We start from the raw sequence: 13,741 nt of genomic DNA, 5'->3' as shown, positions 1-13,741 counted from the left end.
TAATTTTCTGGACCGTAGGACGGAACCGGGATCCGGTCAAGAGAGGGGAAGTTCCCCAGCGGTACACGCTGTGGCCATGCATGGGGCGCCCGAAGAGGGCGAGTGGAAGGTATTGACGTTCCTATGGAAGCGCTCTAACGTCCGAATCTGTCCGGCGCTTCCCTCTCGGTGTGACTTTCAAGGAGTCCCATGTCCAGCACGAACGGTCCGGTCGGGAAGCGCTCCCGGCGACATCTCCTCCGGGCAGCCGGCGGATCGGTTCTGGCGCTCGCGCTGCTGACCGCCTGCGGTGAGGGCGGCACCTCCACGACCCAGGGGGACGCCGCGGGCGGCAAGCCGGTGACCCTTCAGGTGTGGGGCGGAGGCAGGAACGCGCAGGCGGTGGTGGACAAGTTCAACGCCACCCACCCGCGGATCACGCTGGAGTACACGGACCTCGCCGGCGGCCCCGAGGGCTACACCAAGCTGGTCAACGCGATCAAGTCCGGCAACGGACCCGACCTGTTCGCCCCCGAATACCAGAACCTGCCGGACCTGGTGTCCCAGGGCTATGTCCAGGACCTGAGCGCGAAGTTCACCCCTGAGCTCAAGGCGAAGTTCAACGCGCAGGCCATGGAACTGGCCACGCTGGGCGGCAAGAACTGGGCCGTCCCGATGGACATCGCCCCGATGGTCTACTTCTACCGCCAGGACGTCTTCAAGAAGTACGGCCTCACGGTGCCCAGGACGTGGAGCGAGTTCCGCGCCGCCGCGGCGAAGCTGAAGAAGGCCGACCCCGAAGCCCGGCTCGCGACCTTCCCCATCGACGACCCGTCGGTGGTCGCCGGACTGTCCTGGCAGAGCGGCGGCACCTGGTTCGGCACCGAGGGCGACACCTGGAAGGTCGGATTCGCCGACGCCGGGACGACCAGGACGGTCGACTTCTGGCAGGACATGCTCGACGACGACCTGGTCGCGGGCAAGCCCTACTGGGCGCCCACGCAGGCCAAGGACGAAGCCGCCGGCAAGGTCGTCAGCGAGATCGGCGCGACCTGGAACGCCGCCGGTCTGTCCACCAAGCTGCCCGACCAGAAGGGCAAGTGGGCGGTCGCCCCGCTGCCCACCTTCGACGGGAAGCCCGCCTCCGGCATGAACGGCGGCAGCACCTTCGCCGTGGCCAAGGGCAGCGACCACCTGGACCAGGGCTTCGAGGCCGCCGTCTGGCTCACCACCCACAAGGACGCCTGGACCACCCGGCTCGCCGAGGGCACCGCGAGCAGCTATCCCGCCGCGACGGACATGGTGGCCGTCGCCGAGAAGAGCTACGACGCCTCGTACTACGCCTCCGACGTCTACCCGGTGTTCCGCGAGGCCGCCGACAGCCTGACGCCCGGCTGGGCCTTCGGCCCGTCCATGACCGCCACCTGGAAGGCCCTGTCCGACCCGCTCGGGCAGATCGACCGCAAGGGCGACATCGCCGGTGCGCTGCGTGAGGGGCAGGACGCCACGGTCAGGAACCTCAAGGACCGCGGTCTGAACGTTTCGGCCGGCTGAGGAAGCCACCGATGACCACCACCATCGACCGTCCCGCCGCCCCCCGCCCCGCGAGCACCGCGGGGCGGGGCGGCAGGGCCCGGGCCGCGTCCCTGTTCCTCACCCCCTTCTTCGTGCTCTTCACCGCGGTCACGCTGATTCCGATCGGCTACGCGATATGGCTCAGCCTGTTCACCGAACGCAACTCCGGCCTCGGCTTCGGCGGTACCGAGACCGTCTTCACCGGGCTGGGCAACTACCGCCGGGCACTCGGCGACCCGCAGTTCCGCAGCGGATTCGTCCACGTCGCGCTGTACACCGCCTTCCTGGTCCCGCTGATGCTCGCCGTCTCCCTGACGGTGGCCCTGCTGCTCGACTCGGCGGTGGCCCGCGCCAAGAGGTTCTTCCAGCTGACGCTGTACCTGCCGCATGTCGTGCCGGGCATCCTCGCCGCACTCGTCTGGGGCTACCTCTACACCCCGGGCGTGAGCCCCGTGGTCTCCGCGATGCGTTCGGGCGGAATCGGGTTCGACTTCCTCTCGCCCACCGGGGTGCTGCCGGCCATCGTCAACATCGGCATCTGGATGTCGCTGGGCTACAACGTCGTCGTCTTCTACGCGGCGCTCCAGGCCATCCCGCGCGAGCTGCTGGAGTCGGCGTCCCTGGACGGGGCCGGTGCGGCGCGGGTCGCGTGGAGCGTCAAACTCCCGCTGATCCGCAGCTCGATCGGCCTGATCGGCCTCTTCGCGGGTGTCGGCACCCTCCAGCTGTTCGCCGAGCCGATGCTGCTCAACAAGGTGTCGCACGGCGCGATCAGCAACACCTGGACGCCCAACATGTACGTCTGGGCGGCGGCGTTCCTGCGTAACGACGCCGGGCTGGCGGCAGCCGGATCGATCCTGCTGGCCCTGCTCGCCGGGCTGTTGTCCTATGCCGTCACCCGTATCGGCAAACCGTGGAGAAACCTGTGACCCTGACCGAGCCGGAGGCTCCCCCGAGCGCCCGCCCCGTCGTACGGCCCGCCCGGTCGCGGCCGTCACCGAAGAGGCCCGGCCGGTCGCGCGTCATGTCGAGGACGACGGTCAACACCCTGCTCGTCCTGACGACGGTCTACACCTTCTTCCCGCTGGTGTGGATGGTGCTGGCCGCGATCAGCAGCGCCGACGGGGTCCTGCGCGGCGACGTGTTCTCGCCGGGCGGCTTCGACCTGCACCACAACCTCTCGAGTCTGTGGCACACCGACACCTCGGGCGCGGACACCCGGCTGACCCACGGACCGGGCGCCGGAATCTACGGCCGCTGGTATCTGAACTCGATCCTGTACGCGGGCGTGGGCGCCCTCGGCAGCGCGGTCGTCTCCGTCGCGGCGGGCTACGCCTTCGACAAGTACCGCTTCCGCGGGAAGGAACACCTCTTCGGCCTGGTGCTGGTCGGCGTGCTGGTGCCCGGCACCGCCACCGTCATCCCGCTGTACCTGCTCGCGGCGAAGGCCGGCGTGGTGAACACCGTCTGGGCCGTGCTGATCCCGTCGCTGGTCAATCCGTTCGGCGTGTACCTGGCCCGCATCTTCAGCGCCGGTTACATACCCGACGAGGTCGTCGAGGCGGCCCGGATGGACGGGGCGGGCGAGGTGCGGCTGTTCCGCTCGATCGGCTTCCCGATGATCCGCTCCGGGTTCACCACGATCTTCCTGTTCCAGTTCTCGGCGATCTGGAACAGTTTCTTCCTGGCGATGGTGATGCTGACCGACGACAAGCTCTTCCCCGTCAGCCTGGGGCTGTTCTTCTGGAACAACTACGTGGTCCAGACGCCCGCCCTGCTGCCGGTGGTGCTGATGGGCTCGCTGCTCGCGATCCTTCCGATGCTGATCGTCTTCGTCAGCCTGCAGCGCTTCTGGCGCTCCGGACTGACGGCGGGGTCGGTCAAGTAGCGCTTTGGGAAGAGCTGTTCACCGTGGTGCCCGAGGCCGGACCGGCCCGGGCACCGACGCGTCAGGCGCGGGGCGCGAAGCGCGGACGCACCGAGTGCCGGACCACCACGTGCGTGCCGAGCATCACGTGCTGTCCGGCGGCCGCGTCCTCGGTGCGGCGCAGGGCCAGCTGCACCGCGGCCCGGCCGAGCTGGGCCAGCGGGACGTTCACGGTCGTGAGCGGCGGTACCAGGTCGACGGACTGGGGGAGATCGTCGTACCCGGCGACCGAGATGTCGCCCGGCACGTCCAGCCCCCGCTCGCGCAGCGCCGTCATCGCCCCGGCCGCCACCAGGTCGTCACAGGCGAAGACCGCGGTGAAGTCGGGCCGTCCGGCGTCGAGAAGCCGGGTGATGGTCTCGTACCCGAAGTTCCGCGTGGAACGGCCGTGGACGACGAGTTCGGGATCCGTCTCGATCCCGAAGCCGGCGAGCGCCTTGCGGTATCCCTCGACGCGGGCACTGGTCGTGGTGCTGCCCGGCGTGCCGCCGAGGAACAGCACCCGTTGGTGCCCCATGGACAGCAGATGGCTGGTGATCGCCAGCGCTCCGCCCACGGCGTCGTACTCGACGACGGTGACCGGGGCGTCGGGGGAGGGTGAGGGGCGGCCGATGAGGACGAGCCGGGAACCGGCCGCGTCCAGCGTCCTGGCCAGTTCGGCCATCCGGTTCCGGTACGCCTCGTTCTCCGCGTCCACGCCGCCGACCAGGACGACCACCTCGGCGTTCTGCTCGCGCAGCAGGGACAGCATGGCGCTCTCCCTGCCGGGGTCGTTCTGCGTGGTGACGAGGATGCACATGCGGCCCGCCGCGACCGCCTCCTGCTCGATCCCCTCCACGATCCGTCCGTAGAAGGCGGAGGTGACGTCGGAGGTCAGTACGGCGACGATCCGGGACAGCGCGCCGGCCAGGACGCGGGCGTGCATGTTCGCCACGTACCCCAGCTTCCGTACGGACCTCTCCACCCGGGCCCGGGTCGCGTCGGGTACCGAGTACCGTCCACTGAGCACCCGGGACGCGGTGGCCGGGGACACCCCGGCGTCCCGCGCCACGTCACTGAGGGTCACGGCTCGCTGTCTCACGCCGTCGGCCGCGGTGGAATGCCGGTCAGGGCGGTTGCTCGTCACCCCGCCAGAGTACCAGCGGAAGCGCTTCCATCACGTTCCGTCGCTGGTGGCGGGCGCAGGGGACGAGCCACCTCTTCCGGGCCGGTCGCTACCATGCTCCGTGACCGAAACGACCGAATCCGATGTATCCCGCACCCGAATATTCGCCGACCTGACCCCGCTGCGGACCTCCCCCGACTACCGGCGGCTCTGGTTCGGGAACACCGTGTCGTGGGTGGGCCAGGGCATGACCGCCCTCGCCGTCTCGCTCCAGGTGTACGACCTCACCGGGTCGGCGTTCTCCGTGGGGCTCATCGGGGCCTGTTCGCTGGTGCCGCTCGTGGTGTTCGGGCTGTACGGCGGGGCCGTCGCGGACACCGTGGACCGGCGGAAGCTGGGGCTGGCCAGTGCGCTGGGGTCGTTCCTGCTCTCGGTGGCACTGGTGGCGGTCACCGTCGCCGGGGTCGAGCAGGTGGGCGTGCTGTACGGGGTGGTCGCGCTCCAGGCCGTCTGCTTCGCGCTCAACGCGCCCGCCCGCAGCTCGATGATCGCCCGGTTGCTGCCGGCCGAGCAGCTGCCCGCCGCCAACGCGCTGAACTCGATGACCGGCACGACCGGCACGCTCGTCGGGCCCATGCTCGGCGGGCTCATCGTCGGATGGTGGGGGTACCGCGCGGCCTACGGGGTCGACGCCGTCACCTTCACCGCGTCCCTCTACGCCATGTGGCGGCTGCCCTCGATGCTGCCCGAGCGGGAGGAGACGGCGGACCGGAAGCGGGCCTCCGTCCTCGACGGGCTGCGGTTCCTCGGCACCCGGCCCAACCTGCGGATGACGTTCCTCAGCGACCTGTGCGCCATGGTGCTCGCCCAGCCCCGCGCGCTCTTCCCCGTCGTCGCCGTCCTCTGGTACGGGGGCGACGCGAAGACCACCGGGCTGCTCGTCGCCGCACCGGCGCTCGGGGCGCTGCTGGGCGGGGTGTTCTCCGGGTGGCTGGGGAGCGTCCGCCGGCACGGGCTGGCGGTGCTGGCCGCCGTCGGGTGCTGGGGCGCGGCCGTCGCCGTCTTCGGGCTCACCCGGCAGCTCTGGCTCGGGATCCTGTTCCTGGCGCTCGCCGGGGCCGCCGACACCACGTCCATGGTCTTCCGCAACACCATGCTCCAGGCCGCCGTCCCGGACGAGCTGCGCGGACGGCTCCAGGGGGTCTTCATCGTGGTGGTGGCCGGCGGGCCCCGGCTGGGGGACTTCCTCGCCGGCTCCGCCGCCGATCTGGCCTCCCCCGGTCTCGCCGTGACCGGGGGAGGGATCGCCTGCGTCCTCGCCGTGGCGCTGCTCGCGCTGTGGTCGCCCGGGTTCAGCCGGTACGACGCGCGCAGCCCCGAGGCGTGAGGGCGGCCCCTTCCTCACGCCGGCCCCTTCCTCACGCCGGCCGTCCTTCACGCCCGCTGACCGGCGGCGCCCGGCCCGGCCACCGAGCGGGCCACGCCCAGTTCCACCAGGTCCTGCGGGCGCAGCCGAAGCTGGCCGGCCGTGGCCCGGACCTCGTCCGGGGAGCGCTTCAGGATCGCGGCGGCCAGTTCCGGGGCGATGACCGAGAAGTAGCTGTCCGGGGTGACGTGCGTGTTGTCCGGCGCGGCCAGGGCCAGCGCCCCGCCCGAACCGCCCTCGCCGATCACCAGGGTCGTGACCGGGACCCGGGCCGCCGCGATCGCCGCGAAGGCGTCCGCGATGGCCGCGCCCGCACCGGACCGTTCCGCCTCCGCGTCGTTGGCCGCGCCCGGGGTGTCCACCAGCGTGAGGACCGGGACGCCCAGCCGGTCGGCGAGCCGGATCACCCGGGCCGCCGTGCGGTAGCCGGCCGGGCGGGTCGCGGTGCCGCACTGCGCCACGTACGCCACCGGACGCCCCTCGCGCAGCCCGAATCCACAGAGCAGCCCCGGGTCCGTGCCGCCGCAGCGGTCGCCGCTCAGCGGGAGGCGCGCCTCGAAGTAGGCGTCCAGGTAGGCCCCGGCGCGCGGCCGGTCCGCCGCCCTGGCCCGGAGCACCGCGTCCCAGCCCGTCTCCGGCGGGTCCGTCGCCGCCAGGGCCGCCGGCACCGGGGCGGGGGCGGGCGGGGTGCCGTGGTGGGTGAGCAGGCGGAGCCAGCGCCCGACCGTGGCCGGGAGGTCCCCGGGCGCCACGACCGCGTCGACGGAACCGGCCGCGAGCTGGCCCTCGGCGCCGTACGCGGCGGGGTCGGCGCCGGCCGGGCGCACCCGGGACCCGGCGAACCCGATCTGTGCCCCGGGCAGCGCCAGGATCACATCGGCGCCCGCGCCCAGCGTGGCCCAGCCGCCCCCGGTCGTCGGGTCGCGCAGGACCGCGAGCTGCGCCGGTCCCGCCGCCCGCAGCCGGGCCGAGGCGCGGGCGACCCGGTGCAGCTGGGTCAGCGCGATCATGCCCTCCTGCATCCGGCTGCCGCCCGTCGCGATCAGTGAGACGAGCGGCAGCCGCCGGGTGACCGCCTCCGCGTACGCCGCCTCCAGCCGGTCCCCGGTGCGCTGCCCCAGCGAGCCGCCCAGGAAGCCGAACTCGAAGGAGATCAGGACGCAGGAACGCCCGCCGACCGTGGCGGTGCCGTGGACGACGGACTCCTGTTCGCCGGTACGGGCGGTAGCCCGGGCCCTTGAGTCCGCGTAGCCCGTCCAGCCGAGCGGGCCGTCGCCTGCGGTGTCCCCGGCGGGGGCGGGGGACTCCTCGAAGTCGGCGGTGAGCGCGGCGATCGCCTCCCGTGCCGTCAGCCGCTCAGCCATGGAGCGCCCGCTTCATGATCTTGCCCAGGTCGTTGCGCGGCAGCGCGTCCAGGTAGCGGACGGTGCGCGGGCGCTTGTGCGGGGCCAGCTGGGCCGCGACGTGGTCGGCCAGTTCCTCCGGGGCGGGCGGGGCGGCGGGGTCGGCGGCCACCACCCAGGCCACGATCCGCTCGCCGAGGTCCGCGTCGGGTTCCCCGGTGACCGCCGCCTCCCGCACGCCGGGGTGGTCGAGCAGGGCGTTCTCGATCTCGCCGGCGCCGATCTTGTAGCCGCCGCTCTTGATCAGGTCCGTCGCCCTGCGGCCGACGATGCGCACATAGCCGTCCGGGTCGAGCGTGGCCATGTCGCCCGTGCGGAACCAGCCGTCGGCGGTGAACGCGGCGGCCGTCGCGTCGGGCCGGTTGAGATAGCCGGTGAACAGGTTCGGGCCGCGGACCTGGATCTCGCCGATGGACCCGGGGCCGGTGAGCGGGGTGCCGTCCTCCTCGACCAGGCGCAGCTCCACGCCGCGCAGGGGCGGGCCGACCGTGCCGGGGCGCGAGGGGCCGTCGGCCCGCACACCCGTGTTCATCAGGGTCTCCGTCATGCCGTACCGCTCGATGACCCGGCGGCCGGTCGCCGCCGCGATGCGCTCGTGGTCGTGGACCGGCAGCGCGGCCGATCCGGAGACCAGCAGCCGGGCGCCCGCCAGGGCCTTCGCGAGCCCGGTGGAGGCGCCCGGGGCCGTCAGCGCCTCCGCGAGCCGGTGGTACATGGTCGGTACGCCGAACAGCATCGTGCCGCCCGCGCTCAGCTCCCGGGCCACGCCCTCGGGCGAGAACCGGCCCAGGTGGCGCACCGAACCGCCCCGGCGCAGCGGTCCCAGCACGCCGAGGATCAGCCCGTGCACGTGGAACAGCGGCAGCGCGTGGACGAGGACGTCGTCGGCGGTCCACTGCCAGGCGTCCTCCAGCGCGTCCAGCGACGCGGCGAGCGCCCGGCGCGGCAGGACGGCCCCCTTCGGCGGCCCGGTCGTGCCGGAGGTGTACACGACCAGGGCGGGGGACTCCGGGTCCGGTTCGGGGAGCGTGGCGGGCGCGGGGCCCGAGGGTGTGGTGGTGACGTCGAGGCGCTCCAGGCCGGCCAGCGCGGGCGGGAGCACGTCGTCGGCCGAGGCCAGCACCATCGAGGGCGCGCTGTCCGCGACGATGTGCGCGAGCTCCCGTTCCCCCGTCCTCGGGTTCAGCGGGACGGCCGGTACCCCGGCCCGTAGCGCGGCGACCACCGCGACGACGGTCGGCGCGGTCGGGGTGGCCCAGACGGCGACCCGGACCGCGCCGGTGAGCCGGGCCGCGAGGGCGGCCGTGACCTCGGTCAGCTCGGAGTAGGTGAGGGTGACGTCATCGAACCGGACGGCCTCGCGGGCCGCCGGACCGGACGCGTCCCGGAGTTCGGGCAGAAGTGGCATCACCCTGCGCACCCTAGTGCCGCGGCAGCCAAGGTTCGCCCCGTCGCGACGCCATGCACGCACTCTCGCCGCACCGGCCGAAAACCCGAGTACGTCCAGTACGAGGGCTTCCGTCCGGCACGCCGAGAGGTGGGGTCTCCCCTGTTCGAGCGGAGCCGAGAACTTGGGGATGCGCCTGACGCCGCTCCTTCCGGGCAAACCCTGGCTGCCGCGGCACTAGATCGATACGGTGCCCCCGGCCCCAGGAACCGGCTCGAATGAGGCCCACGCCTCACGCACCCGCGTGCGGTGCCCCGGGGTACGAGGCCGGCCGGGTTCGCCGGCCCCGCGCCTCACGGCCCGCGTGCGGTGCTCCCCTCACCCGTCCCGCTGTACGTTCCGCATGCGGCCGTACGCGTACACACAGCCCGCCAGGGCCAGGTCGGACAGCAGCATGAAACCGATCGAGTACGACTCCTTCGCGCTGTAGATCGCGCCCATCACCAGCGGCGGCACGAACCCGCCGAGTCCGCCCATCGCGCCGACGATGCCGGTCACGCTGCCCACCTTCGCCTGCGGGGTGACCTGCGAGACCAGCGCGAAGACACTGCCGCTCGCCGTGCCCAGGCCCGCGGCCATGACCAGCAGCGCGATCGTGCCCGTCGGGTCCAGCTTCGGGTCGAAGGCCTGGACGATCGCCATCAGGGCCGCCACACCGAGGGCCACCGAGGTGACGAGCGCCGGGTGGACGCGGTCCGAGAGCCAGCCGCCGATCGGCCGGAAGATGACGGTGACCAGGGCGAACCCGGCCGCCTTCGTGCCGGCGTCGGTCGGCGTCAGCTCGTACCAGGTCTTCAGGTACGTCGGCAGGTACACGCCGAACGCGACGATCCCGCCGAAGCCGATGGCGTACAGCGCGGACAGCTCCCAGGTGACCCGCAGCCTGCCCGCCGAGCCCAGCCGGTGGGCCAGCGAGTCGGTCGGCACCTGGCGGCCGGGGTGGTCGTTGATGAACAGCGCCGAGAGCGCCGCATACACCACCAGGGCCCCGGCGACCACGAGGAACGGCAGGTTGTCGCCGTGCTTGGCGATGCGGGGGGTGAAGTAGCCGGACAGGGCGACCCCGCCCATGCCCATGCCGAAGACGCCGAGCGCGAGGCCGCGTTTGGCGGGCGGGAACCAGGAGTTGACCAGCGGGATGCCGATCGCGAACGTCGTGCCGCCGATACCCAGCAGGAACCCCACGGCCAGCATCGCGCCGTACGAGTTCTTCGCCGGGATCAGCAGCAGCACCGGCAGGATCGTCAGCGCCGAGGTGAGGGGGAACATCAGCCGCGCCCCGTACTTGTCGGTCAGCGCGCCCACCGGGATCCGGCCCAGCGAGCCCACCAGCACGGGTACGGCGACCAGCAGGGACTGCTGGAAGGAGTTCAGGTCGAGGCGGTCCTTGTAGTCCCCCGACATGGGCGCGATCAGGTTCCAGGCCCAGAAGGTGAGCGTGAAGCCGACCGTGGCCACGATCAGGTTGCGATAGGCGGCGGAGCCCGGGGCGTCCGCGGGTGCGGGTGACTGCTTCACGGCTGTGTTCACACAGCCAGTCAAGGACGGGCACGGGCCGTGAGCCCGTCGGCCTGCGCCGTACGGGGGACGTCGCCCCATTCCTCGCATACGGGTCGAAGCTGCGACAATGAGGGGCATGGATCGTCTGGACAGGGAAATCCTCGGTGTCCTCCAGGAGGACGCCCGGATCTCGTACCGCGACCTGGGCGCACGGGTCGGGCTCAGCGCCAACGCAGCGGCCGACCGGGTCAGACGGCTGCGCAAGGACGGCGTCATCCGCGGCTTCACCGTGATCATCGACCCCGCCGCCGACACCCGCACCGGGCTCGTCGCCTTCATCGACGTGACCCTGCGGATGGACACCACCAACGAGACGTTCGAACGGGCGGTGCTGACCCTGCCCGGTATCACCGAGGTGGTGCACGTGACGGGCGGACACGACTACCTGGTACGCGCCACCGCCGCCGACACCGCCGCGCTCGACACCCTCCTGCGCCGCCTCAAGCGCGAGGCGGGCGTCGCCCACTCGAACACCCGCATCGCCCTCAGGGCCGCACCCGGGCCGTGACCAGGGCCCATGCCCGCGCCCGGCCCCTGACGCGGGCGCTCAGAGCGGCGCCTGCCAGGTCGCCGTCGGCGCCCGCGAACCGTCCGGCTCGCGCCCGTCGTCCGCGACCGTGAGACGGACCGCGCCCCGCCCGTCCGGCAGGGTGGCCGTCGCGTCCACCTCCACCTCGATCGCCGACACCCCCGTCCGCCGGTGAGCCGCCGCCAGCGCGCCCCGCAGCGCCGCGAGCAGCCGCCCGCCGACCGGTCCCCGGACCAGCGCGTCCACCGCCCCGGTGAAGTGGACGGACGGCTGGAAGCCGAGTACCGCCGCCGCGCCCCCGGTCTCCCGCAGCACCTGGCCCCGGAAGGTGGCGGGCGCCTCGGCGGGCGGCTGCTGGAGCGCGAAGATGGCCGTCCGCACCTCCTGGATCGTCGAGTCCAGCTCGTCGACCGCCGTACCGAGCAGCTCGCCCGTCTCCCCGGCACCGGCCCTGCGGCGCGTCGACTCCAGCATCATCTCGGTGGCGAACAGCCGCTGGACGACCAGGTCGTGCAGGTCCCGCGCGATCCGGTCGCGGTCCTCGTACACCGCCAGCTGCTCCCGGTCGTGCTGCGAGTCCGCGAGCACCAGGGCCAGCGCCGCCTGCGAGGCGAACTGGGCGGCCAGCAGCCGGTCCAGGCCGGTGTACGGGCGGGCGCCGCGCCGCCGGGGCAGGGCGAGCGTGCCGATGAGCCGGCCCCCGCTCTGCAACGGCAGCATCATGCTCGGCCCGAACCGCGACCGTACCGGGGTGGTCATCCGGGGATCGGTCGCCGAGTCGTCGATGAAGACGGCCTCGCCGCCCAGCAGTTGCACCAGGACGGGTGAGCCGGGCGCGATCGCCGTGCCGACCAGGCCGGCCGGGTCCTCCCGCGTGGAGGCGGCCACGATCTCCATCCCGCCCGCCTCGGTGGGCTGGAGGATCACCCCGGCAGAAGCGTCGCTGAGGATACGGGCCCGCTCCGCGACCGTGGCCAGCGCGTCGGACAGGTTCTCGCCGGTGAGCAGAATGTTGGTGACGGCGGCCGCGCCCTCGATCCAGCGTTCCCGCTGGCGTGCGCTCTCGTACAGGCGGGCGTTGCCGATGGCGATGCCGGCCTGCGCGGAGAGCGCCTTCAGCAGCCCCGCGTCGGTCTCGGTGAAGCGCCCGGTGCGCTTCTCGGCGAGGTAGACGCTGCCGAAGACCTCGTGGTGGATCCGGATCGGCGCGCCGAGGAACGAGCGCATCGGGGGATGGCCGGGAGGGACGCCGCCGGCGCGCGGATCGGTGGTCAGGTCGTCGGAGCGCAGCGGGCCCGGCGCGTCGACGAGCGCGCCGAGCAGGCCCGTGCGCCCGTCGGGGAAGCCGGCGACGGCCGCCTGCTCGGCCTCGCTCATCCCGCAGACGTACAGCTCGCGGATCGTGCCGCGGCCGGGGTCGAATACGCCCAGCGCCCCGTACCCGGCGTCGGTCAGGGCGGTCGCGGTGTCGATGATCTGCTGGAGCGTCGCCCGCAGTTCGAGGTCCGAGCCGACGCTCAGCACCGCCTCCAGAAGCCGCGGCAGCAGCGGCGACCGGGGCAGGCCGCCGTCCGGCAGCCCCCCGGGCGGCCCGCCCGTCACCGGTTGGCCCCGCCGACCGGCTCAGCCTGCCAGCGGGTCGAGGACGATGGGGCTGATCTGGCCGTCCAGCATGGCGCCCAGGCCCAGGATCGAGCAGGTGTCGGGCCGTTCCGCGATGTGCACCGGCATGCCGGTCGCGTCCCGCAGCATCTGGTCGAGGCCGGGCAGCAGGGCGCTCCCGCCGACCATCATGATGCCGCAGTCCACGAGGTCGGCCACCAGATCGGGCGGGCAGTCCCGCAGCACCTTGCCCACGCCGTCCAGGACCGCGGTGAGCGGGCGGTGGATCGCCTGCCGGATCGCGGCGGTGTCGACCTCGACGGACCGGGCGAGCCCGGTGGCCACGTCCCGGCCGTGGATCTCGGTGACCGAAGGGCCCTGCGCGGTCAGCCCGTTGCCGCTGAGCGCGAGCTGGAGGGGGCGCACGGAGTGGCTCGGCAGCATCAGCTCGTGGTACTGGCGCAGGTGCTGGACGACCGCGTGGTCGATCGCGTCGCCGCCGATCGGAAGGCGTACCGCCGTCACGATCGAGCCGAGCGAGAGCACCGCGATCTGCGTCGTCGCGGCCCCGCACACCATGATCATGGTCGCGGTCGGCTGCTCGACCGGCAGTCCGCAGCCCACGGCCGCCGCGATCAGGGTGTCGACGAGCTCCACCCGCCGGGCGCCGAGGCCGACCAGGGTCTCCACCGAGGCCCGCCGGGCGAGCGGGTCGCTGTCGTGCGGGGTGCAGGCGGCGGCGCGCAGCCAGGGCTTGCGGCGCAGCTGGCGGCGGAGCTTCTCGCCGAGGAGGTGGCGCAGCATGCGCTGGGCCATCTCGATGTCCACGACGGTCCCGCCGGAGACGGGCCGGGCCACCCGGATGTAGTCGGGGGTGCGGCCCGTCATCTGTTCGGCGAGGGCGCCCACGGCGATCAGCGAACCGGTACGGGTGTTGACGGCGGCGACGCTCGGCTCGTCCACGACGAGGCCGGGCCCCTTGACGTACACCCGGGTGCGCGCGGCCCCGAGGTCGACGGCGACATGGCAACGGCGCAACTGCTCAAGGCTGACGGTCACGGCGGGTTCCTCCCGAGAGCGTTGAGGGGGACCGACGGGCAGCCGGCTCTCCTGAAAGCGTGCGCCGTTCGGGGGCCCCGCGCCCGCTGGGCTGAGCCGTAGGAGGGACCACCTGACGGCGTGTCGGGC

General features: G+C 72.9%; 11 protein-coding genes. 5 read left to right on the top strand and 6 right to left on the bottom strand.

Going from position 1 to position 13,741, the window contains the following annotated elements; translation table 11 throughout:
* The first annotated feature begins 189 nt into the window (after positions 1-189).
* From ABZ564_RS01620 to ABZ564_RS01610, 3 genes are all read left to right on the top strand, one after another.
* Entirely contained in the window at positions 190-1,533 is a 1,344-nt protein-coding gene (locus tag ABZ564_RS01620) for an extracellular solute-binding protein (protein ID WP_360847748.1), read from the top strand.
* 11 nt (positions 1,534-1,544) lie between these two features.
* Entirely contained in the window at positions 1,545-2,483 is a 939-nt protein-coding gene (locus ABZ564_RS01615) for a sugar ABC transporter permease (protein ID WP_360847745.1), read from the top strand.
* A 95-nt stretch (positions 2,484-2,578) separates the two neighbouring features.
* Positions 2,579-3,442 carry a carbohydrate ABC transporter permease gene (locus ABZ564_RS01610; protein ID WP_360847742.1) on the top strand — a complete coding sequence of 288 codons (864 nt, stop codon included), beginning with the start codon at positions 2,579-2,581 and terminating at the stop codon, positions 3,440-3,442.
* Positions 3,443-3,503: 61 nt separating this feature from the next.
* Here the strand turns inward: ABZ564_RS01610 and ABZ564_RS01605 are convergent, their stop codons facing one another.
* Positions 3,504-4,547, bottom strand: a complete 1,044-nt coding sequence (locus tag ABZ564_RS01605; protein ID WP_360847739.1) for a LacI family DNA-binding transcriptional regulator — start codon at positions 4,545-4,547, stop codon at positions 3,504-3,506.
* Positions 4,548-4,707: 160 nt separating this feature from the next.
* Here ABZ564_RS01605 and ABZ564_RS01600 point away from each other — a divergent pair, with 160 nt between their 5' ends.
* The gene (locus ABZ564_RS01600) at positions 4,708-5,973 is read left to right on the top strand and encodes an MFS transporter (protein ID WP_360847736.1); all 1,266 of its coding nucleotides are present in this window, start codon (positions 4,708-4,710) and stop codon (positions 5,971-5,973) included.
* A 47-nt stretch (positions 5,974-6,020) separates the two neighbouring features.
* Here the strand turns inward: ABZ564_RS01600 and ABZ564_RS01595 are convergent, their stop codons facing one another.
* The 3 genes from ABZ564_RS01595 to ABZ564_RS01585 form a co-directional block, all read right to left on the bottom strand.
* Complete coding sequence (locus ABZ564_RS01595) at positions 6,021-7,376, bottom strand: carboxyl transferase domain-containing protein (RefSeq protein ID WP_360847733.1); 1,356 nt, start codon at positions 7,374-7,376, stop codon at positions 6,021-6,023.
* On the bottom strand, positions 7,369-8,823 hold the full coding sequence (locus ABZ564_RS01590; RefSeq protein WP_360848277.1) for an acyl-CoA synthetase: 1,455 nt from the start codon (positions 8,821-8,823) through the stop codon (positions 7,369-7,371). The genes ABZ564_RS01595 and ABZ564_RS01590 overlap by 8 nt, the downstream gene beginning before the upstream one ends.
* A gap of 357 nt (positions 8,824-9,180) precedes the next feature.
* A complete protein-coding gene (locus ABZ564_RS01585) occupies positions 9,181-10,392 on the bottom strand; it encodes an MFS transporter (RefSeq protein WP_360847730.1) in 1,212 nt (403 codons plus the stop codon).
* 106 nt (positions 10,393-10,498) lie between these two features.
* Between ABZ564_RS01585 and ABZ564_RS01580 the strand changes: the two genes are divergently transcribed.
* Positions 10,499-10,930, top strand: coding sequence for an Lrp/AsnC family transcriptional regulator (locus ABZ564_RS01580; RefSeq protein ID WP_360847727.1), 432 nt, complete (start codon positions 10,499-10,501; stop codon positions 10,928-10,930).
* A gap of 39 nt (positions 10,931-10,969) precedes the next feature.
* On the opposite strand, the gene ABZ564_RS01575 is transcribed toward ABZ564_RS01580, so the two are convergent.
* Entirely contained in the window at positions 10,970-12,553 is a 1,584-nt protein-coding gene (locus ABZ564_RS01575) for a GAF domain-containing protein (RefSeq protein WP_360847724.1), read from the bottom strand.
* A gap of 21 nt (positions 12,554-12,574) precedes the next feature.
* Complete coding sequence (locus ABZ564_RS01570) at positions 12,575-13,612, bottom strand: rod shape-determining protein (RefSeq protein WP_360847721.1); 1,038 nt, start codon at positions 13,610-13,612, stop codon at positions 12,575-12,577.
* Positions 13,613-13,741: the final 129 nt, after the last annotated feature.

This window comes from Streptomyces sp. NPDC019224 (genome assembly GCF_040632605.1).
Classification (GTDB): Bacteria; Actinomycetota; Actinomycetes; order Streptomycetales; family Streptomycetaceae; genus Streptomyces.
The sequence above is the reverse complement of the archived record's forward strand: the minus strand, read 5'-3'. Positions and strand labels throughout refer to the sequence as shown.

Coding starts and splice junctions, on each gene's coding strand:
- ABZ564_RS01620 (WP_360847748.1), top strand. CDS start 190: ATGTCCAGCACGAACGGTCCGGTCGGGAAGCGCTCCCGGCGACATCTC.
- ABZ564_RS01615 (WP_360847745.1), top strand. CDS start 1,545: ATGACCACCACCATCGACCGTCCCGCCGCCCCCCGCCCCGCGAGCACC.
- ABZ564_RS01610 (WP_360847742.1), top strand. CDS start 2,579: ATGTCGAGGACGACGGTCAACACCCTGCTCGTCCTGACGACGGTCTAC.
- ABZ564_RS01595 (WP_360847733.1), bottom strand. CDS start 7,376: ATGGCTGAGCGGCTGACGGCACGGGAGGCGATCGCCGCGCTCACCGCC.
- ABZ564_RS01590 (WP_360848277.1), bottom strand. CDS start 8,823: ATGCCACTTCTGCCCGAACTCCGGGACGCGTCCGGTCCGGCGGCCCGC.
- ABZ564_RS01580 (WP_360847727.1), top strand. CDS start 10,499: ATGGATCGTCTGGACAGGGAAATCCTCGGTGTCCTCCAGGAGGACGCC.